Source organism: Variovorax sp. Root318D1, from assembly GCF_001424835.1.
In the GTDB taxonomy this organism is placed as follows: Bacteria; Pseudomonadota; Gammaproteobacteria; order Burkholderiales; family Burkholderiaceae_C; genus Variovorax.
In genome coordinates, this window is sequence record NZ_LMCQ01000019.1 from 109,646 (window position 1) to 129,007 (window position 19,362).

Annotated in this window: 21 protein-coding genes; 3 read left to right on the forward strand and 18 right to left on the reverse strand. The window is 66.5% G+C overall.

What is annotated here, in order from left to right; translation table 11 throughout:
• Positions 1-3: 3 nt before the first annotated feature.
• The 5 genes from ASC78_RS14795 to ASC78_RS14815 all read right to left on the reverse strand — a co-directional run bounded on the left by ASC78_RS14795 (position 4) and on the right by ASC78_RS14815 (position 3,405).
• A complete protein-coding gene (locus ASC78_RS14795) occupies positions 4-363 on the reverse strand; it encodes a DUF1428 domain-containing protein (protein WP_055802605.1) in 360 nt (119 codons plus the stop codon).
• 64 nt (positions 364-427) lie between these two features.
• Entirely contained in the window at positions 428-1,915 is a 1,488-nt protein-coding gene (locus tag ASC78_RS14800) for a DHA2 family efflux MFS transporter permease subunit (RefSeq protein WP_055802607.1), read from the reverse strand.
• A 37-nt stretch (positions 1,916-1,952) separates the two neighbouring features.
• Complete coding sequence (locus ASC78_RS14805; RefSeq protein ID WP_055802609.1) at positions 1,953-2,372, reverse strand: VOC family protein; 420 nt, start codon at positions 2,370-2,372, stop codon at positions 1,953-1,955.
• Between the two features lie 18 nt (positions 2,373-2,390).
• Positions 2,391-2,918, reverse strand: a complete 528-nt coding sequence (locus tag ASC78_RS14810; protein WP_055802610.1) for an SRPBCC family protein — start codon at positions 2,916-2,918, stop codon at positions 2,391-2,393.
• Positions 2,919-2,967: 49 nt separating this feature from the next.
• Positions 2,968-3,405, reverse strand: a complete 438-nt coding sequence (locus tag ASC78_RS14815) for a VOC family protein (protein WP_055802613.1) — start codon at positions 3,403-3,405, stop codon at positions 2,968-2,970.
• Between the two features lie 127 nt (positions 3,406-3,532).
• Here ASC78_RS14815 and ASC78_RS14820 point away from each other — a divergent pair, with 127 nt between their 5' ends.
• Complete coding sequence (locus ASC78_RS14820) at positions 3,533-4,195, forward strand: TetR/AcrR family transcriptional regulator (protein WP_055802614.1); 663 nt, start codon at positions 3,533-3,535, stop codon at positions 4,193-4,195.
• Positions 4,196-4,210: 15 nt separating this feature from the next.
• Here the strand turns inward: ASC78_RS14820 and ASC78_RS14825 are convergent, their stop codons facing one another.
• Genes ASC78_RS14825 through ASC78_RS14850 form a run of 6 tightly spaced genes read right to left on the reverse strand, consistent with a single transcriptional unit; the run spans position 4,211 to position 10,939 of the window.
• Complete coding sequence (locus ASC78_RS14825; protein ID WP_055802616.1) at positions 4,211-4,702, reverse strand: MarR family winged helix-turn-helix transcriptional regulator; 492 nt, start codon at positions 4,700-4,702, stop codon at positions 4,211-4,213.
• Between the two features lie 41 nt (positions 4,703-4,743).
• Positions 4,744-6,501: an acyl-CoA dehydrogenase family protein gene (locus tag ASC78_RS14830; RefSeq protein WP_055802619.1), complete on the reverse strand. Its 1,758-nt coding sequence runs from the start codon at positions 6,499-6,501 to the stop codon at positions 4,744-4,746.
• A 7-nt stretch (positions 6,502-6,508) separates the two neighbouring features.
• A complete protein-coding gene (locus ASC78_RS14835) occupies positions 6,509-7,498 on the reverse strand; it encodes a Bug family tripartite tricarboxylate transporter substrate binding protein (RefSeq protein ID WP_055802621.1) in 990 nt (329 codons plus the stop codon).
• A 30-nt stretch (positions 7,499-7,528) separates the two neighbouring features.
• Positions 7,529-8,293 carry an SDR family NAD(P)-dependent oxidoreductase gene (locus ASC78_RS14840; RefSeq protein WP_055802623.1) on the reverse strand — a complete coding sequence of 255 codons (765 nt, stop codon included), beginning with the start codon at positions 8,291-8,293 and terminating at the stop codon, positions 7,529-7,531.
• A 22-nt stretch (positions 8,294-8,315) separates the two neighbouring features.
• Complete coding sequence (locus ASC78_RS14845) at positions 8,316-10,169, reverse strand: feruloyl-CoA synthase (protein ID WP_055802625.1); 1,854 nt, start codon at positions 10,167-10,169, stop codon at positions 8,316-8,318.
• Positions 10,166-10,939, reverse strand: coding sequence for a crotonase/enoyl-CoA hydratase family protein (locus ASC78_RS14850; protein ID WP_055802627.1), 774 nt, complete (start codon positions 10,937-10,939; stop codon positions 10,166-10,168). The genes ASC78_RS14845 and ASC78_RS14850 overlap by 4 nt, the downstream gene beginning before the upstream one ends.
• A 104-nt stretch (positions 10,940-11,043) precedes the next feature.
• Between ASC78_RS14850 and ASC78_RS14855 the strand changes: the two genes are divergently transcribed.
• Positions 11,044-11,919 (forward strand): amidohydrolase family protein, encoded by an 876-nt coding sequence (locus ASC78_RS14855; protein WP_055802629.1) that lies wholly within the window; start codon positions 11,044-11,046, stop codon positions 11,917-11,919.
• 11 nt (positions 11,920-11,930) lie between these two features.
• Here the strand turns inward: ASC78_RS14855 and ASC78_RS14860 are convergent, their stop codons facing one another.
• From ASC78_RS14860 to kefF, 5 genes are all read right to left on the reverse strand, one after another.
• On the reverse strand, positions 11,931-12,416 hold the full coding sequence (locus tag ASC78_RS14860; protein WP_055802631.1) for a hypothetical protein: 486 nt from the start codon (positions 12,414-12,416) through the stop codon (positions 11,931-11,933).
• Complete coding sequence (locus ASC78_RS14865) at positions 12,413-13,126, reverse strand: hypothetical protein (protein WP_055802633.1); 714 nt, start codon at positions 13,124-13,126, stop codon at positions 12,413-12,415. The genes ASC78_RS14860 and ASC78_RS14865 overlap by 4 nt, the downstream gene beginning before the upstream one ends.
• Before the next feature lie 11 nt (positions 13,127-13,137).
• Positions 13,138-14,805, reverse strand: a complete 1,668-nt coding sequence (locus ASC78_RS14870; RefSeq protein ID WP_055802636.1) for a hypothetical protein — start codon at positions 14,803-14,805, stop codon at positions 13,138-13,140.
• Positions 14,806-14,921: 116 nt separating this feature from the next.
• Positions 14,922-16,766: a glutathione-regulated potassium-efflux system protein KefC gene (gene kefC / locus ASC78_RS14875; RefSeq protein ID WP_055802638.1), complete on the reverse strand. Its 1,845-nt coding sequence runs from the start codon at positions 16,764-16,766 to the stop codon at positions 14,922-14,924.
• A 2-nt stretch (positions 16,767-16,768) separates the two neighbouring features.
• Entirely contained in the window at positions 16,769-17,515 is a 747-nt protein-coding gene (gene kefF, locus ASC78_RS14880) for a glutathione-regulated potassium-efflux system oxidoreductase KefF (protein ID WP_055802640.1), read from the reverse strand.
• 127 nt (positions 17,516-17,642) lie between these two features.
• On the opposite strand from kefF, the gene ASC78_RS14885 reads away from it, so the two are divergent.
• The gene (locus ASC78_RS14885; protein ID WP_175543249.1) at positions 17,643-18,104 is read left to right on the forward strand and encodes a MaoC family dehydratase; all 462 of its coding nucleotides are present in this window, start codon (positions 17,643-17,645) and stop codon (positions 18,102-18,104) included.
• A 36-nt stretch (positions 18,105-18,140) separates the two neighbouring features.
• On the opposite strand, the gene trmL is transcribed toward ASC78_RS14885, so the two are convergent.
• Both trmL and ASC78_RS14895 read right to left on the reverse strand, forming a co-directional pair.
• Positions 18,141-18,602, reverse strand: a complete 462-nt coding sequence (gene trmL / locus ASC78_RS14890; RefSeq protein WP_055802644.1) for a tRNA (uridine(34)/cytosine(34)/5-carboxymethylaminomethyluridine(34)-2'-O)-methyltransferase TrmL — start codon at positions 18,600-18,602, stop codon at positions 18,141-18,143.
• 28 nt (positions 18,603-18,630) lie between these two features.
• Positions 18,631-19,347 (reverse strand): ComF family protein, encoded by a 717-nt coding sequence (locus tag ASC78_RS14895; RefSeq protein ID WP_055802646.1) that lies wholly within the window; start codon positions 19,345-19,347, stop codon positions 18,631-18,633.
• Positions 19,348-19,362 lie beyond the last annotated feature (15 nt).

A 19,362-nucleotide genomic window follows, 5' to 3' on the forward strand; every position in this document is an offset into this window, starting at 1 on the left:
AGATCAGAACTCGACGATCGACTTGAAGCCGCCGAACATCATCCGCTTTGCATCGAAGGGCATGGTCTTCGGGTCCATCGCGGCAATGCGCGGGTCGGCCATGACCTTGGCATTGACTGCGTCGCGGTGCTTGCGCGACTTGTAGACGATCCACGAGAACGCCACCGTTTCGTCCGTCTTCTGCTTCACGGCTTGCGGAAACGAGGTGAGCTTGCCGGGCTTCACGTCGTCGGCAATGCACTCCACGTATTCGAGCGCGCCGTATTCCATCCAGATCTTGCCGGCCTTGCGCGCCAGCTTGCGGTAGGCCTCGATGTTGTTCGAGGGAACGGGAACGAGAAAGCCATCGACATAGCGAGCCATAGAAAGTCTCCTTGAAAGAAACGGAAGGAAGAAAAAGAACAGGGGCCGCCGCGAAGGCGCGCCTTCAGGACGCCGCCGCACGGTTTTCCGTGCCTGCGGATGCCGCGGCCCCCTCGTTGTTCTTGTCGTTCTGAGTGGACCCCGGTGGCACAGTGCGAAGCAGCAAGGCCCCGATCAAACCCGCCAGCGCCGCGAACACGGCGCCGACAAGAAATGCAAGGTTGTAGCCGCCCGTGAGCGCAAGAGGCAACTGTGCCCCGGCTGCTTGCATCGAACTGCTGCGCGCTGCGGCGGCACTGGCCAGAACGGCGAGGCCGAGTGCGCCGCCCATCATGAAGGCCGTGTTGACCACGCCCGAGGCCAGGCCCGATTCGGTAGGGCTCACCTCGCTCATGGCCGCGAGCAGCACCGGGTTGAACGCCATGCCGGCACCCAGGCCGAGCAGCATCATCCCGGGCAGCACGTCGATCACAAAGCTGCCGTTGACGGGCGCGCGCGCGAAGAGCGCGAGGCCGATGGCCGCGAGCCAGAGCCCGGCCGCGAGCGGCTTGCGGATGCCGAAGCGCATCACCAGCCTGGCCGAGAGGCCGAGCGAGAACACCGCCATGATGATGTTGGCCGGCAGGAAGGCGAGGCCGATCTGCATCGGCGTGTAGTTCAGCACCAGCTGCATGTAGAGCGCGGAAATGAAGAACCACGCGAACATCGCCGCCGCCCACAACACGCCCACCACGTTGGCGACCGACACGCTGCGCAGCCGGAAGAGGCCCAGCGGCATCAGCGGATGCTGCACGCGCGCCTCGATGGTGATGAAGATCGCGAGCAGCACCACCGCAGCGCCGAGCAGGCCCAGCGTTTGCGTAGAGCCCCAGCCGGCCTCGTTGCCGTTGACCACGCCGTAGACCGCGAGCATGAGCGACAGCGTGACGGTGACGGCGCCCGCCACGTCGAGCTTCTCGCCGTGCGCCTGGCCGCGCGCGTTGGGCAGCAGGGCTACGCACAGTGCATAGACCGCCACGCCGATCGGGAGGTTGACCAGAAAGATCCAGTGCCAGCTCAGCGAGCTCGTGAGCAGCCCGCCCAGCAGCACGCCGATGCTGCCGCCGCCTGCGCAGACAAAGCCGTAGACACCCATCGCCTTCGCTCGGTCGGCAGGCTCGGTGAAGATGTTCATGATGAGCGAGAGCGCCACCGCAGACACCACCGCCCCGCCCAGGCCCTGCACCGCGCGCGCTGCAATCAGCACACCTTGCGAGTTGGCGATGCCGCATGCCAGCGACGCGAGCGTGAACAGCACGAGGCCGATCAGGAAGATCCGGCGGTGCCCGTACAGGTCGCCCAGCCGCCCGCCCAGCAGCAGGAAGCCGCCGAAGGTCAGCATGTAGGCATTCACCACCCAGACCAGCGAGGTCTCGGTGAAACCCAGGTCGGTTCGGATCGAGGGCAGCGCCACGTTCACGATCGTGGTGTCGAGCACGATCATCAGCACGCCAAGGCACAGCACCATCAATGCAAGCCAGCGCTTGCGGTTGTTGTCCAGTGTGTCGGTCATGAAGAATGATTTCCTGCAAATTGCGAGTGAGGTGGATTCAGACCAGCGGCTTGCCGCCATTGATGAGCCACGACGTGCCGAAGCGGTCGGTCACCATGCCGAAGCCCTCGACCCAGAATGTTTTCTCGAAGGGCATGGAGACGGTGCCACCCTCGGCGAAGGCGTCGAACACGCGGCGCGCTTCGGCGACGGTCTCCAGGGTCAGTGCAACGCCGAATCCCTTCATGCCTTCGTAGGTCTGGCCGGGCATGGTGTCGGAGGCCATGAGCATGCCATCGCCGTAGGCAAGGGACGCATGCATGATGCGCTTTTTGACGTCGGCCGGCATCTGCTCGGTATCGGGCGCTTCGCCGATGGTCATCATCATCTGCATGGTGCCGCCGAGCGTCTTCTCGTAGAAGCGCATGGCTTCGGCTGCGTTGCCGTCGAAGGTGAGGTAAGCGTGGATGGGAGACATGGTGTTTCCTTTCAGTGGTTACTTTTCGGAGGCCGTCTTGAGGTTGGCAAGGCCGGTTTCGAAGTCTTTGCCGATCATCTGGTCCATATTGAAGAAGATGCCCATGAGCTTGGCGATGTAAGGACTCGGGCCGTGCATGGCCCAGGTGACCTGTGTCGCGCCGCCCTGCGGCTGCAGCGTGAACTCGGCCATGTTGCGTACTTCGAAGGGCTTGATGAATTCGAGCTTGATCGCGATCTTCGAAGAGGGCGTCGACTCGGCGATTTCCATGCGGCCCGCGCCCGCCTTGTCGTTGCCTTCCCACGCATAGGTCGCACCCCGGCCGGCGGATTCGCCGCCGAAGGTGCGCTTCATGCCCGGGTCCAGCTTCTCGTAGGGCGACCATTCGCCCCAGAGGTGAAAGTCGTTGATCAGCGGAAAGATCTTCTCGGCCGGCGCTGCGATGCGCGCCGTGCGTTCGACGCGAAAGGTGTCGGGCCGGGTCGCGGCATAGATCAGCACGATCACGGCCAGCGCGAGGATGACGAGGGCGATTTTCTTGAGCATGAAGGGGCTCCAGGGGCAAGGACGGGGCGGGGGCCGCCGCGGTGATTGATTACTGGCCAGCGTGCACCACCAGCAGCCAGCCCACGCCGAAGCGGTCGGTGAGCATGCCGAAGCTGGAGGTGAAGAAGGTCGGCATCAGCGGCTGCATCACCTGGCCGCCGTCGGCGAGTGCATCGAACCATTTACGGGCGTCGGCATCGGTAGGGGCGGTGATCGACAGCATGATCCCCTTGAATTCCGCCTGGCCCGAGCACTGGCCATCCGAGAGCATGAGCTCGGTTTCGCCGACGCGCAACACCGAGTGCATCACCTTGTCGGGTGCGGGCACGGCGCCGGCGCAGCTGGCATCGGTGTTGTCCGAGAGTGCATCAGCCGGTGCTTCGCTGTAGCGCATGAGCTGAACGACTTCGGCGCCGAGCGCCTTTTTGTAGAAAGCGATCGCTTCGTCGCAACGGCCTTCGAAGAACAGGTAAGACTGGACTTTCATGGCGTTTCCTTTGGATTGAGGATGAAAGGATGCGCAGAGACCTGCGCGCATACGGAATTACTAGTTTGTGTACACCGTCCACAAAGAATAGCAGACATAATGGACACTGTCCACATGGAGAAACCTGATGAGCCCCCGCATCGTTCCGCCAGACCCCGGCGTGCCCGCCGCCCGCAGCACGTATCGCCACGGCGACCTGCGCCGCGCGCTGCTCGATGCAGGCATCGAACTGGCTCGCGACGGTGGCCCCGATGCGGTGGCGCTTCGCGAAGTGACGCGGCGTGCGGGCGTGGTGCCCAACGCGGCGTACCGGCATTTCGCAAGCCGGCGCGAGCTGCTGCTGGCGGTGCGCGCCGCGGCGCTGTCGGCGGCCGCCACCGCCATGGAAAAGGAACTGGCGGTGCTGCCCTGCGACCAGCCACCCGCCGACTTCGCACGGGCGCGGGTGCGGGCCATCGGCACCGCCTACCTGCGTTTTGCGCAGGCCGAGCCAGGGTTGTTCAAAACGGCTTTTCTCGTGTCGTCGGAAGATGCCCAGGGCGAGGTGGGACCGGGGCGTGCGGGCGCGAGCGGCATGGACCCGTTCCAATTGCTGAGCAGCGCGATCGACCGGCTGGTCGATGCGGGCGCGCTCGACGCTTCGCGGCGCCCGAACGCCGAATACTTGGCCTGGTCGGCCGTGCACGGGCTGGCACTGCTGATCATCGAAGGGCCGCTGAAAGACCTGGATGCAGAAGCCACCCATGCGCTGGGGCAGCGCCTGATCGATATGGTGGAGCGCGGCCTCTAGCCAGGAGGGCCGAGGCTAGAGATAGATCTTCTGCAGCAGCCGGATCAGGGTTTCGCGTTCGCGCGCCGTGAGCCGTGCGCTGGCCTCGGCCTCGAGCTGTGCCACGGTCTGCTCGGCCTCGCCGATCAGCTTTTCGCCCGCTTCGGTGAGGTGCAGCCCCACCGCGCGGCCGTCATGCGGATGCGGCCGGCGCTCGATGAGTCCACGGCTGTCGAGCGTGGCGACCAGGCTCACCAAGTTGGGCGGCAGGATGTCGAGCGTGTTGCAGAGCTGGCGCGAGGTCGCGCCCGGGTTGTGCGCCAGCAGCGAGAGCACCGAAAAATCGATCTGCTTGAGGCCGTACGGCGCCATGCGTTCGGCAAACACGCCTGTGATGATCAGCCAGGCGCGGCGCGCGTTGTAGCCGACCAGGGCTTCCAGCACGCGGGCATCGAGCCGGTCGGACTTGTTACTGGCAACCGCAGGCGGCGCCGCTTTTGCGGAACTGTTCTTGGAGGGTCGAGGCATGGTCCCAAGCGTAACCGCGCCGGGCCACGCGGGTGCATCGGCTAGCCGCGCGCCACCGGAGATTTTGCGGCGTCGTGCGACATGGCAACACCTTCGCAGGCGCGCTTGACGATGCCAAGCCGCATTTCGAACTCGGGCAGCACCCAGCGCCGGAAGGCCGCGGCCGGGCCGGCTCGTGCAGCGCGCTCCGCATCCGATGCCTCGGCCGCGTCGATGCGCGCCCAGGCCCAGGCCATCAAGGTGAGCATCACCACGCGCAGATAGTCGTCGGCCACTTCGTACGGCAGCACCGGGTTGGCGTGCGCGGCCATCGCGATGGTGGTGCCCAGGTAGCGCAGCTGCGCGAGCCGGCGCTGCACGTCGGCATCGGCCTCGCGCGATGCATCGAGCGTGTCGCGCAGTTCGAGCAGCACGGCCGACATGCCGGCGCCGTTGTCGGGCAGCACCTTGCGCACCAGCAGATCGATGGCCTGGATCTCGTTGGTGCCCTCGTAGATCATGGTCACGCGCGCGTCGCGCACGATCTGCTCGATGCCCCATTCACGCACGTAGCCGTGGCCGCCGAACACCTGGAGGCATTCGCTCGCGCCATGAAAAGCCTGTTGCGTGCAGGCGGCCTTCAGAACCGGCGTGACCAGCGAGCACCAGCGCTGCGCGCGTTCTCGCGCCTTGGGGTCGGCGTCGTGCGCGGCCACGTCGAGCATCAGCGCGCTGCGGTAGGCGAGCGTGCGACCAGCTTCGACCCAGGCGCGCTGCGTATCGAGAACGCGGCGGATCGCGGGGTGTTCGGCGATGAGGTCCGCCGCCTCGCCGCCGCGGCTGGGCGGCACAGCGCCGGGCGCCCGCATCTGGCGGCGTTCCATCGCATAGGCATTGGCCTTTTGCCAAGCGGCGTCGAGCAGGCCGATGCCCTGCAAGGCCACGTGCAGGCGCGCCGCATTCATCATCACGAACATCGCGGCCAGCCCGCGTCCCGGCTCGCCGACCAGCCAGCCGGTGGCTTCGTCGAAGCGCATGACGCAGGTCGGGCTGCCATGCAGGCCCATTTTTTCTTCGATGCGCTCGCAGTGCACCGCATTGCGCGCGCCATCGGGCAGCACCTTGGGCACCAGCACTAGCGACAGGCCCTTGGGCCCCGCGGGCGCATCGGGCAGGCGGCAGAGCACCAGGTGCACGATGTTCGGCGTGAGGTCGTGCTCGCCGCCCGAGATGAAGATCTTGCCGCCGCTCACGTGCAGGCTGCCGTCGGCCTGCGGCACGGCGCGCGTGCGCACTTGGCCCAGGTCGCTGCCGGCGTGGGCTTCGGTGAGGCACATGGTGGCGAGCCACTCGCCGGTTGCGATCTTCGGGAGATAGCGCGCGCGCAACTCATCGCTGCCATGGTGCTTGAGGCAGGCATAGGCGCCGTGCAGCAGGCCTGGCGCCATCGTGAGGCCGTGGTTGGCTGCGCTCAGCCATTCGTAGAGGATGGCTTCGAGCACGGTCGGCAGGCCCTGGCCGCCGTCTTCCGGCGCCGCCGACAAGCTGGGCCAGCCGCCGTCGACCAAGGCTTGGTAGGCCTCGCGAAAGCCCGGCGGCGTGATGACTTCACCCTGGCTGAAACGGCAGCCGATCTCGTCCCCGTCGCGGTTCAACGGCGCCACCGCCTCGGCCACGAAGCGCGCCGCTTCATCGAGCACCTGGCCCTGCAGCGCCTCGTCGACCTCCGCGAAGGGCGCGAGCGTGCTCAGTTTCGATGGTGCGTTGAGCACCGCGTTCAGGATGAAGCGGTGGTCTTCGGGGCGTGGCCGGTAATCCATCGGTGTATCAGGACTCGGCGGTGAAGCCGATCTTCTTGACCAGCGGACCCCAGCGCTCGTATTCGGCCTGGAGCGATTTCTTCATGTCCTCGGGCGAGGAGCCGTGCGCGACCAGGCCGACCGAGAGCAGGCCCTCGGCCACGGTCTTGTCCTTGAGCGCGGCCTGTATTGCCGTGCTCGCCGCCGCGATCACATTGGCAGGCGTCTTGGCCGGCGCGAAGAAGCCGAACCATTCGTCGGCCACGATTTCGGGGAAGCCCTGCTCGGTGAAGGTGGGCACGTCGGGCAGGTAGGCCGGGCGCTGTGCGCCCGAGGTGGCGAGCACTCGGAGCTTGCCGGCCTTGGCGAAGGGCAGGCAATCGCCCACGGGCGTCATGCTGGAGGCGATCTGCCCGCCCACCACGTCGTTGATGGCCGGCAGCGAGCCGCGGTACGGAACGTGGCGCAGGTCGGTGCCGCTGTTCAGGCCCAGCAGCGCACCCAGGAAGTGCGGCGTGGAGCCCGCGCCCGGCGAGCCGTAGCTGGCCTGGCCGGGGTTGGCCTTGGCCCAGGCGACGTAGTCCTTCAGCGTCTTCACGCTGGCCGGCACCATCGGGCCCACGGCCAGGCCGTGCGTCATCACGGCGCCGATCGAGATTGGCGCGAAGTCCGCGAGGCCGTAGCTCAGCTTGGTATAGATGTGCGGGTAGGTCGACAGGGCCGAGGCCTGCGCGAGGCACAGCACCGAGCCGTCGGCCGGCGAGGTCTTGAGCGTGTCGAGCGCAATGCGCCCGCCCGCACCCGGCTTGTTCTCGACCACCGCGTTGATCTTGGAGTACGGCGTGTCGCCGAGCTTCTCGGCCACGCGGCGCGCCACGCTGTCGCCCGCGCTGCCGGCCGGAAAGCCGTAGTAGATCTTGGCCTGCTGCACGGCCTGGGCGAATGCGCCGAGCGGATAGAGGGCGCCAAGTGCGGCTGCGCCGCCGAGTGCCTTCACGAATTCACGTCTGTTGGTCATTGTCTTGTCTCCTGTTTATTGGGGCTGGAATCAGCGCGGCGCCATGCGCAGGGCGCCGTCGAGGCGAATCACCTCGCCGTTCAAGTGCCCGTTGGTCACGACGTGGCAGGCCAGTTCGGCAAACTCCGAGGGCTTGCCCAGGCGCGGCGGAAACGGAATCGACGCGGCCAGCGATTGCTGCACGGCTTCGGGCAGTTCCATCAAAAGCGGCGTGGCAAAGAGGCCGGGCGCCACGGTGCACACGCGAATGGCGTGCTGCGCCAGGTCGCGCGCCATCGGCAGTGTCATGCCGACCAGGCCGCCCTTGGAGGCGCTGTAGGCCTGCTGGCCCACCTGGCCGTCGAAGGCGGCGACCGAGGCGGTGAACAGCATCACGCCCTTCTCGCCGTTGTCGAGCGCATCGAGCTTTGCGCAGCGCGCCGCGAACAGGCGCGCCATGTTGTAGCCGCCGATCAGATTGATGTTGACCACGCGCACGAAGTCTTCGAGCGGGGCCGGGGTGCCGTCCTTGCCGACGATGCGTTTCGCGCTGCCGATGCCCGCCACGTTCATCAGGATGCGCGCGGGCCCGTGGGCTGCAGCGGCCTTGTCGAGCGCGGCGTTTACGCTCTCGGTGTCGGTGATGTCGCACACGCAGGCGATGCCGCCAATCTCCGCGGCAACTTTTTCGGCGAGCTCCGCGTTGCGGTCGAGCACCGCCACCTTGGCGCCCAGCCGCGCGAGTTCGCGCGCGGTGGCTTCGCCGAGGCCCGATGCGCCGCCGGTCACGAGCGCGGCTTGTCCTTCGATCTTCATGGTGTGTGGTCTCCTGGATGAATCAGCGGGGCTTCAGGGTGAAGGGCAGGGTGTCGGCATGCAGCGCCCCGACGACCTCGGCGCGATGCTTGAGCACGGCGCGCTGGTTGATGGAGCCCTTGTCAGTCACTTCGCCCTTGTCGATGGAGGGCGGCTCGGCCATCAGGTGCAGCCGCGCGATGCGGTTGGCGCTGCCGGTGCCCATGGCCGCCAGTTCGTTGGCCACCTGCTGGAAGTGCGCCTGTACCGGCGCGCTTTCGAGCACCTGCTGCATCGTTGCATCGGCGGGCAGGCCGGCCAGCTGCCGCACCTTCTGCGTCGGGAAGACCAGCGCGCCGACCTCCTTCAGGTTGATGCCGGTCAGCACCGCGTCCTGCACATAGGGCGCGCCGGCCGCGATGATCTTCGCGCGCAGCGGACCCACGCTCACGAAGGTGCCGGTGGCGAGCTTGAAGTCTTCGGCAATGCGGCCGTCGAAGCGTAGGCCGCGGTGGATGTTGTTGTCGTCGATCCACTTCACCGCATCGCCGGTGGAGAAGAAGCCCTCTTCGTCGAAGGCCTCGGCCGTGGCCTCGGGTGCACGCCAGTAGCCGGGCGTGATGTTGGGGCCGCGGTAGCGCACCTCGGTCTTGCCGTCGACCTCGATCAGCTTGAGCTCGATGCCGGCCGCGGGCAGGCCCACGTCGCCCGACTTGACCTCGGGCCCGGTGACATAGAGCGCGAAGGGGCCGGACTCGGTCATGCCCAGGCCGGTGCCCATGACGATGCGTTCGCCGATCTCGGCCTCCTGCGTCTTGTGCAGGCTGTCCCACACGGGCTGCGACAGCGCGGCGCCCGAGTAGAAGAACATCTTCACGCGAGACAGCAGGTTGCGGCGCAGTACTGCGTCGGTTTCCATGGCGTGCGCAATGGCTTCGAAGCCGGTGGGCACGTTGAAGTAGATGGTGGGTGCGATCTCGCGCAGGTTGCGCAGGGTCTCGGCCATGCCGCCCGGCGTGGGCTTGCCGTCGTCGATGTAGAGCGTGCCGCCGTTGTCCAGCACGATGCCCACGTTGTGGTTGCCGCCGAAGGTGTGGTTCCAGGGCAGCCAGTCGACCAGCACCGGCGGCTCCTCGCCCAGCGCGGGAATCGACTGGCGCAGTTGCTGCTGGTTGGCGCACCACATGCGGTGCGTGTTGATCACCGCCTTGGGCATCTTGGTGGAGCCCGAGGTGAAGAGAAACTTGGTGATGGTGTCGGGGCCGGTGGCGCGCATCGCCGCATCGATGGCGGGCGTTGCGGGCGTGGCGGCCAGCGCATCGAACGGCGTGGCGGCGCGGCCTTCGATCGTGCCTTCGGCGATCACGACTTCGGTGTCCGCAGGCACCGCCGCGGCGATGGCGCGGCCGAAGCGCGCGGCGTCGGCGGCAAACACCAGGCCGGGCGTGAGCGTGTCCAGCACGTGGCGCAGTTTTTCGAAGTCCTGGCTCACCACCGAGTAGGGCGGCGACACGGGGCAGTAGGGCACGCCGGCATACAGGCAGCCGAGCGCCATCAGCGCGTGTTCGATACCGTTCTCGCTGAGGATCGCGACCGGGCGCTCCGCATCCAGGCCGCGATCGAGCAGGGCCTGGCCGATGCTGCGCGCCTTCTGCAGCGCTTCGGCGTAGCTCACGCGCTGCCAGTCGCCGGTACTGCCGTCGGCCAGCTGTTCGCGGCGGGCGATGAAGGTGCGGTCGGGTGCCGCTTCGGCCCAGTGGGCCAGGCGGTCGGTCATGCGGTCGCGGTAGGGCGCCAGCCGTGTTTCGGCCCGCAGGTACTGCGTGCCCGGCGCGCCGTCGCGCAGCACGGCGCGCGTGACGCCGAACGCCAGCGGACGGTATCGGATCGTGGTCATCCTTTGCTCACCTTCGCGCCGCGGCCTTCGAGGAAATCGCGCACGCGCTCCTTGGCTTCGGGCGCGGCCTGCACGATGCCGGAGATGAGCGCCTCGGTGAAGAAGCCGTGGTCGGCCGACTGCTCGGCAATGCGCGGCAGCGCGTGCATCAGTGCGTAGTTGGTGAGCGGCGCGTTTGTGGCGATGCGCTTCGCAAGCTCGAAGGCCTTGTCGAAAGCCGTGCCTTCGTCGACCAGGTACTGCGCGAAGTTGGCGCGCTCGCCGTCTTCGGCGTTGTAGACGCGGCCGGTCATCATCATGTCGGTCATGCGGGCCACGCCGATCAGCTTGGGAATGCGCACCGAGCCGCCGCCGCCCACGAAGATGCCGCGCGAGCCTTCGGGCAGCGCGTAGAAGGTGCTGCGGTCGGCCACGCGGATGTGGCAGGCGCTTGCCAGCTCGAGGCCGCCGCCGACCACCGCGCCGTGCAGCGCCGCGATCACCGGCACCGGGCCGTGCTGGATCAAATCGAGCGCGCTGTGCCACAGCCGCGAATGCTGCATACCCTGGCCCGCGTCGCGCTCTTTCAGCTCGCTCAGGTCGAGGCCGGCGCAGAAATGCGGGCCTTCGCCGTCTAGCACCGCGGCGCGTACCGTGGAAGGCAGAGTCTCGAAAGTGTTGCGCAGCGCGAGGACGAGGCTGTCCGAAAGCGCGTTGCGCTTGGCGCCGCGCGTCAGGCGAACGATGGCAACTTCGTCGCGGATGTCGAGATGGAGATCAGGATTGGTCATGATTGCATTCGTGTGTGAGTTGGATTATGGTTATGATAAATAATCAATTCAAGACGCTTGGACGCCTCAATTCCTAGGGATTTACCCGTACTGGAGACAACGACATGGACCACCAGAACCTGATTGCGATCGACATCCACACCCACGCCGAAGTGAGCTGCTGGAACCCGTTCGACAACTACGGCGAGGAATACGACCGCGCCGCCGACAAATACTTCGGCTCGAGCGGCCGGCCGACCATTGCCGAGAGCGTCGCCTACTACCGCGAACGCAAGATTGGCCTGGTCATGTTCATGGTCGACGCCGAATCGAACATGGGCCGCCGGCGCATTCCCAACGAGGAAATTGCCGAAGCCGCGCAGAAGAACAGCGACATGATGATCGCCTTCGCGAGCATCGACCCGCACAAGGGAAAAATGGGCGCCCGCGAGGCGCGCCGGCTCATCGAGGAGCACGGCGTGAAGGGCTTCAAGTTCCACCCTACCGTGCAGGGCTACCACCCCTACGACAAGATGGCCTGGCCCATCTACGACGTTATCGCCGAGTACAAGCTGCCGGCCATCTTCCATACGGGCCACAGCGGCATCGGCTCGGGCATGCGCTGCGGCGGCGGCCTCAGGCTGGAATACAGCAACCCGATGCACCTGGACGACGTGGCCATCGACTTTCCCGACATGCAGATCGTGATGGCGCACCCCAGCTTTCCCTGGCAGGACGAGGCGCTGAGCGTGGCCACCCACAAGCCCAACGTGTGGATCGACCTGTCGGGCTGGAGTCCCAAGTATTTTCCGAAGCAGCTGGTGCAGTACGCCAACACGCTGCTGAAGGACCGCATCCTGTTCGGCAGCGACTACCCGCTGATCACGCCCGACCGCTGGATGAAGGACTTCGAGGCGGCCGGGTTCAAGCCCGAGGTGATGCCGGGCATTTTGAAGGGCAACGCGGTGCGGCTGCTGGGGCTCGACAAGCCCGCGGCCTGAGGTGCTTGTGTCTAGCGATTGCCGATCACCACATAGCCATCGCCAAACTTCTCGGCCTTCGGCGCCACCTTGGCGCACAGGCGCTGGTTGCACAGGTTCAGGTCGCCCGCAGCGATGGCGCCGAGGACCTGGCGGTTGTAGTCGATCTCCTGCAGCGCCTGTGCATTGCGCCGCACCCAATAGCTGCTGCCACCCACCACCAGCACGGCCATCGCAAGCAGCGCTAGCGAGACCTTCCACAGCCATGCCTTCTGGGCCGTCAGCAGCTGGCTCTGCGCCTTCTGCAAGAACTGCTCCGCGTTCGTCACCTCGCGCTGCATGCTCTTTTGCCCCTGTTGATGCGCAGCGTTGACATCCGACGACAAACGCGAAGCGCTTCGGTCGAGCTGCTGGCTGGCCTGCGCAATCTGCGCCGTGGCGCCTTCATTCTGTCGACGCAGGTGCTGGGTCACGCTCGATAGATTCAGCGCCAGCTCTTGCAGTTGTTCGGGGGTCATGGTGCGAGTGTCTTGAACGATGCCGATGCGGGCAAGGGGTCGGCAATCACGAAGGCAGGGGTGAAGATGGAGTAGTCTCGTTTTCTTACCCGGGGCATCGCATCCTGGCCCGATTGCCCGACGTCGAAGGTAACGGTCATCGGTTCGGTGCTTTCGTCCACGTTCACCTTGCCCGAGAGGACGGACCATTTGCCCGCTTCGACCACGATGGTGGTGCTTGTGGGGGGGGCGTGAAAGGGGAATTGCTTGAAGAAGACGTCCCTCACTACGCTGGCTTGGACGGTCGACCTGTAGATGCCGGGTGGTATGGGGGGGGGTATAAGGGGGATGCGCCCTTCTTTTGACTGTAAGGTGGCTGGATCAATGTAGTCATAGCCAAACGTGGTGCTGAACCAGGCGCTGCCCCGGGCCTGCTGCGCGCTCAGGTCGGGCACATAAGCTTTTGCATCGACCTTGCTCGCGCCCGGCGGCTCGCCAATGCGATCCAGCGTGACAAAGCCCAAAATGGTGTACTTTTTGGTTTGGTTCCAAACAATTGACTCACCCCACAGCGCCCCACGCGTCGGATCGGCCGGCGCCCCATAGTACGAATACTCGGCAATATTGCCCCCACAGCGGCTGAAGCATTCACCGTATCCCACCATGGCGCAGCCCGCCAGCGTCAGCGCCGCCAGTGCGGCGGCAATCCATTTGTGCAAAGTGTTCTTCATTGCATGCCTCTCTATCGACCCATCGCCGGCCCGCGCTGTTGCGGCTGCTGCGCTTCTTCCAGCCGCTGGGCGGCAAGTTGCTGCTCGCGTTCGCGTTGCTGCTGCGCGATCTGGGCTTGTTCGTACTCCATGCTTTGCTGCTGAAACTTCTGCCATTCGGGCGAAGCCTGGTGCGCCTCAATCACCCGGTCATAGGCTTTGTCGTCCCCTCGCTTGATGGCATCGGCTAGCGCATTGAACCTGTCGCCAACGGAGCTTTTGGGGGTAATGGAGGCGGCCAGCGGCTGATCTTGTGCGGCAGCAGGTGTTGTCGTGGTCTTTGGCTCGACGGCCGGGGGCAGTGCCTGGATTGGCTGTGCTTGCTGCTGCGCTGGCTTGTCGTGCGGGTGCGGCGTCGGAGTCACATGCAGCGGATGGTCTTTGGCGAGGTAGTGCTGCTGGGCTTGCATACGTTGGGCATCGATGTCGGCTACCACGTCATCGATGACGGCCCGACGCTCAGGTTCGGGACGGTTTTTGATCTCCAGATACTTTGCCTCCAAATCCCTGAGCGCCTCCTGATACAAGGGGCTGCCATCCACCCGCGGATGGTCATTCTTGCCCTCGGGCAGCGAGCTTTGGCTGACAACCTGCCCTTGCCCATCGCGCGTTACGACGGCGTAGCTGGGTGTGAAGTAGTTCTGGGCAATGAGCGGCCCCGTCGGCGTTTTGGTTTCGGTGCGCAGGATCTGGCCGGTGCTGTGGTCGCTGACCGTGGTGGTGAAGCGCCGGCCCTGGTCCAGGTCGAGCACCTTGTCGACCTTCTGACCTTGTGCATCGGTATAGCCGAGCTTGAAGCGGCCATGCGCCATGGCGCCCGCCTGGTTGGCAGGGTGGTCCGGGTTCGGCTCCCACACCGGCGCACCCTGGTGTTTGATGCTGTCGATGCTGGGGTGAAAAAAGTCGCGCTCGCGGTCGCTCAGTGGCAGGGTGGAGAACCGTTCGAACTCGGTGCGTTTGAGGCCCGTGGCCCCCACCGCATGACCCACCATGGAGAGGGGGTTGAAGTCCACGCCGCCCCCTTTGTCGCGCAGTGCGGGCATTTCGCCTAGCATGCGCTCGCGGGCGGCTGTGGGGTAGCTGCCCGTGAGGGCTTCAAACCCGACCACGCCTTTGTCTTTGAAGTATTGGGCGGCGGCGCCTTCGGGCTTCCAGTCTTGCAGGCCGTGCAGGAATTCGATTTCGGCCTGGGTGCGGATGTTGTGGTACTTGGCATTCGCGGCCAGTGCGGTGGTGCGGGTGTTTTGCTCCCAGCCGCTCAGTTCGACCCAGGTGCGGTATTCGCCGGGGCGTCCGGGGCGTTCGAATTCTTTGTGGCCTTGCAGCATGCGGTCGCGCTGGTCGGCGGCATACCAGCATTCGATGTCGTGGCGATGGGCGATGGTGTCCGCGTAGGAATTGGCGCCCGACGTGCGCGGCACCTGCGGGTCGGAGAGCCGTTTGTGGATGGTGTAGTGCGCCGCCACCTGGGCATCGAGGTTGTAGACCCGTTCGCCGTTGGGCAGGATGGTGCCGTACAGATCGGGCCGGCTGCCCTGGGCGGCGTAGAGCTGGCTGGCCCCGCCGAAGTAGTCGGCACCGGGTGAATTGCCATAGCGCGGCGGCAGGCTCTGGTCGGCCTGGTTTCTGAAATCGCCCATTTTTAGGCTCCCTGAAGTCGCTGAAGAACGCTAGCGCAAGAAGATGGTATGCGGCGATGCGAGCGCCAAATCTCTGACCTGGAGACTACTTGCGCAATTCGAGACAAGCTACACGGTCAGGCCTCTTTTTCCGCCACTTCCTCTTCCCACCCCCGCCCAGAGCGTTCCTTGCGCAGCGCACGTTCGCGCGCCATCTGTTCCTCGAATTGCTGGCGCCCCGCCTTGTTGGCGGCAATGAGCTTGGCGCGGTCTTTGTAGTGCGGATAGATCTCGTCGCTGAGTTTGATGTTCCGGCGGCGGAATCGCAGCGCCGATTCACGCGCTTCGTGCGCCGGCCAGCCCAGGGCCTCGAGCGTGGAGCGGGCGCTGCGCAGCGACGATTCAAACACCTCGCGCTCGACCTCCGTCACGCCGCGGTCGCGCAACTGGAAGAGGTGGGTTACGTTGCGGGCCCGGGCGATGATGCGCGCCTGCGGAAAGTGCTCCTTCACAAGATCGACGATCTCCAGCGACTGCTCGATGTCGTCCACCGCCACCACGATGGCCTTGGCCGTGCCGGCGCCGGCGGTGCGCAGCAAATCAAGCCGGGTCGCGTCGCCATAGAACACGCGAAAGCCGAACTGCCGCAGGCCTTCGACTGTGTCGGCGTCATGGTCGAGCACCGTGACACGAAGCCCCTGCGACATCAGCATGCGGCCGACGATCTGGCCGTAGCGGCCGAAGCCGCAGATCAGCACCTTGGCGTCCTGCTGCTCGGAAATTTCTTCCAGTTGCGTGCCGTTGTTGCGGCTGTAGCGCGGCAGCACGAACTTGTCGAGCAGCACCAGCAAGAGCGGCGACAGCAGCATCGACAGCGCCACCGCGCCGATCAAGAGCGAGGTGATCTCGGGCGGCAGCACATCGGGCCCGGCGGCCTGGAACACCACGAACGCGAACTCGCCGCCCTGTGCCAGCAGCAGCGTGAACACGGGCCGCTCCTGGTAGGCGAGGCCCATGGCCTTGGCCAGCGTGTAGATCACGGCCAGCTTGACGACCATGAAGCCGACCACCAGTGCTGCCATCAGCCAGGGGCTCGCGATCAGCACGCCGAAGTTGATCGACATGCCCACGGCGATGAAGAACAGGCCCAGCAGCAGGCCCTTGAAGGGCTCGATGTCGGTCTCGAGTTCGCGCCGGTATTCGCTTTCCGCCAGCAGCACGCCGGCAAGGAAGGCGCCGAGCGCCATCGAGAGGCCTACGAACTGCATCAGCGCCGCGATGGCGACCACCAGCAGCAGCGAGGCGGCGGTGAAGATCTCGGGCGTATCGCTGCGCGCAATCCAGCGCAGCAGCGGCCGCAAGGCAAGCCGGCCGCCGAGGATGATGCCGGCGATCACGCCGACGATCTTCAGCCCTTCCAGCGTGCGGTCGAGCCCGCTGAGCGACTGTTCGGCCGCCGTTGCACCCGCCAGCAGCGGCAGCAGCGCAAGGATGGGAATGGCCGCCACGTCCTGGAACAGCAGGATTGAAAAGCCCGCCTGGCCGCTCGGCGTCCTGAGCAGGTTGCGTTCGCCGAACACCTGCAGTGCGATGGCCGTGGATGAGAGCGCGAGGCCGAGGGCCGCCACCAGCGCCACGCGCCATTCGGCACCCGCGGCCCAGCCGACGGCAAACAGCACTGCGGCGCAGCAGAGCACCTGCGCCGCGCCCCAGCCGAAGATGGGCCGGCGCAGGTTCCACAGGCGCTTGGGTTCGAGTTCGAGGCCTACGAGGAACAGCATCAGCACCACGCCGAACTCGGCAAAGTGCAGCACGTCTTCCACGCTGGAAACGAGGCCGAGACCCCACGGGCCGATGGCGATGCCGGCCACGAGGTAGCCGATGATGGAGCCGAGGCCCAGGGCCTTGGACAGCGGCACCACCAGGACGGCGGCCCCCAGGTAAATCAGGCTGCTGGTCAGCCAGGCGGGTGCGTGTTCCATGCTCAGGCGGTGCCTTTTTCGTTGTTGTTGTTGTTTTCTTCGTTGGCGGCGGACATGGAAGAGAGGCCTCGGGCCGTCGCGGAGTACAGGGAAGCGGCGGAGGCCGCCTTGTCCATGTCGTCGGCCTCGGCCGGGCGGTCGGTTTCGGGAACCGGGCAGGCTACGCAGACGTCGAGCTCTTCGAGTTCCGGCCACTGGGGATAGCTGCCGAGCCGCTGGGCAAAAACCTCGACGTGCGCCGCCACCTCGGCGTCGCTTGCGCTGCGCGCGCCGTGGAACACCAGCGGCGGGAGAAAGCGCATGCCGCAGAGCGCGGCGGTCTGCTCATACGGCGGCAGGAAGGCGTCGAAAAAGTAGCGGTTGTAGCTTTGCGGGTGGTAACTGGGCTCGGGACCACCCGTGGTGGCCACCAGCCAGCAGTCCTTGCCCTGCAGCGCAGTGCCCCCGCGGCCATAGGCCCAGCCGTAGCTGAGCACGTCGTCGAACCAGAGCTTTTGCAGCGGCGGTGCCGAATACCACTGGATAGGGTGCAGCAGCACCACGAGGCTGGCCTGGGCCAGCCGGGCCTGCTCGGCCTCGACGTCGATCGAGAAGTCGGGATAGCTGCCGTACAGGTCGTTCACCTCGACGCCCGGCACCGAGCGCGCGGCCGCTAGCAACTGCCGGTTGACGCGGGAATCGCGCCAGTGCGGATGCGCCGCGAGCACGTAGATGCCGGCCGTGTCGGCGGCGGATGTTGTTGTCGTCATGCCGCGAACATAGCGCAAGATCGGCCCTTGCCAGGGCTGCGCACACCCGGTGCCGCCGTGCCAAGCTCCACGGGCGTGTCGCGATGCCGACAGACGGCCCGGCAAGCTTGGCGCTAGAGTGCCCCGCATGACCAAAAAGACATTCCAGACCCTTCAGGATCTTGCCGCCTGCGTCGGCCAGGAAGTTGCCGTGAGCGACTGGATCACCGTCACGCAAGAGCAGGTGAACCAGTTCGCCGAGGCCACGGGCGACCACCAGTGGATCCACGTCGACGTCGAGCGCGCCAAGGCCGGCCCCTTCGGCGGCCCGATCGCGCACGGCTTCCTGACGCTGTCGCTGCTGCCGCGCTTCTACGAGTCCGCGTTCGAGGTGGCCGAGTCGCGCATGGGCGTGAACTACGGGCTGAACCGGGTGCGCTTCATGTCACCCGTGCCGGTGGGAAAGCGCCTCCGCGCGCGCATGAAGCTGCTCACGGCGGAGCCGATTGCTGACGACGGCCTGCAGATGACCTGGGAAGCCACGATCGAGCTCGAGGGCGCCGCCAAGCCCGCCTGCGTGGCTGAGTCGGTGGTGCGCCGCTACCGCTGAAATTCGTTGTTGATCGCGGCGCAGGAACGCAGCCGCTCAGCCGAACCCGTTCTGCCGCCAGGCCTCGAAGACGGTCACCGCCACCGCGTTCGAAAGATTCAGGCTGCGCTGCCCCTCGCGCATCGGCAGCCTGAGGCGCTGGGGCTCGGCGAAGGTGTCGCGCACCGCGGGCGGCAGGCCGCTGGTTTCCGAGCCGAATACCAGCCAGTCGCCGGGCTGGAAGCGCACGTCGTGCACGGCGCGGGTGCCGCGCGTGGTGAGCGCGAACATGCGCTCAGCGAGCGGTTGTTCGGTGTCGAGCAGGGCTTGCCAGCTGGCATGGCGCTTGACCTCGGCGTATTCGTGATAGTCGAGCCCGGCGCGGCGCAGCAGGCGATCGTCCATCGAGAAGCCCAGGGGTTCGACCAGGTGCAGCGCGCAGCCGGTGTTGGCCGCAAGACGGATCACATTGCCTGTGTTCGGCGGGATTTCGGGGTGGACCAGGACGATATGGAACATGGGCCGATTGTCGCGGCGGCGCGCGCGCTCAATGCGGCGGCCCGGTCCGCGCGAACACGACGGCCGTGATGTGGGCCGCGCCGGCCAGCCGCAGCGCCGCCGCCGCCGAGAACAGCGAGGCGCCCGTGGTCATCACGTCGTCGACCAGCACGATGCGCCGGCCCTGGAGCTGGCTGGCGCGCAGTGGCTCCACCGCGAAGGCACCGCGCAGGTTGCGGAGGCGCTCGGCGCGCGCGAGGCCGATCTGCGCCGGTGTGTCGCGGGTGCGCAAGAGCAGCGTGGCGTCGGTCTTGCCGGGTGCGAGCCGGCGCGCCAGTTCCAGCGCCTGGTTGAAGCCGCGCTCGCGCAGCCGGGCGGGCGCCATCGGCATCGGCAGCACGCTGTCGCACTGCTCCAGCGCCGGTTCCACCCAGGGCACGCTGCGCATCAGCGTCGCCAGGGGTCCGGCCCAGCCGGCCTCGCCGCGGAACTTGAACTGGGCGATGCAATCAGGCCACGGCCACGCATAGGCGCACGCCGCCAGGCAGGCGTCGAGCGGCGGTGGGTCGCCCACGCACTCGCCGCAGCGCACGACGCCCTCGGGAACCGGCAGGGCGCAGCTGCCGCAGCGCGCGGCGGGCGGCGCAAAGCGGGCCACGCAGGCGTCGCAAACGCGCCGCGACGGCCAGGCGCGGCACACCTCGCACTGGCTGGGCAGCCGTGCAAGAAGAGAGGTCAAAGGCCGGGCGGCCCAACGGCTGAACATGGGCTCAATATACTC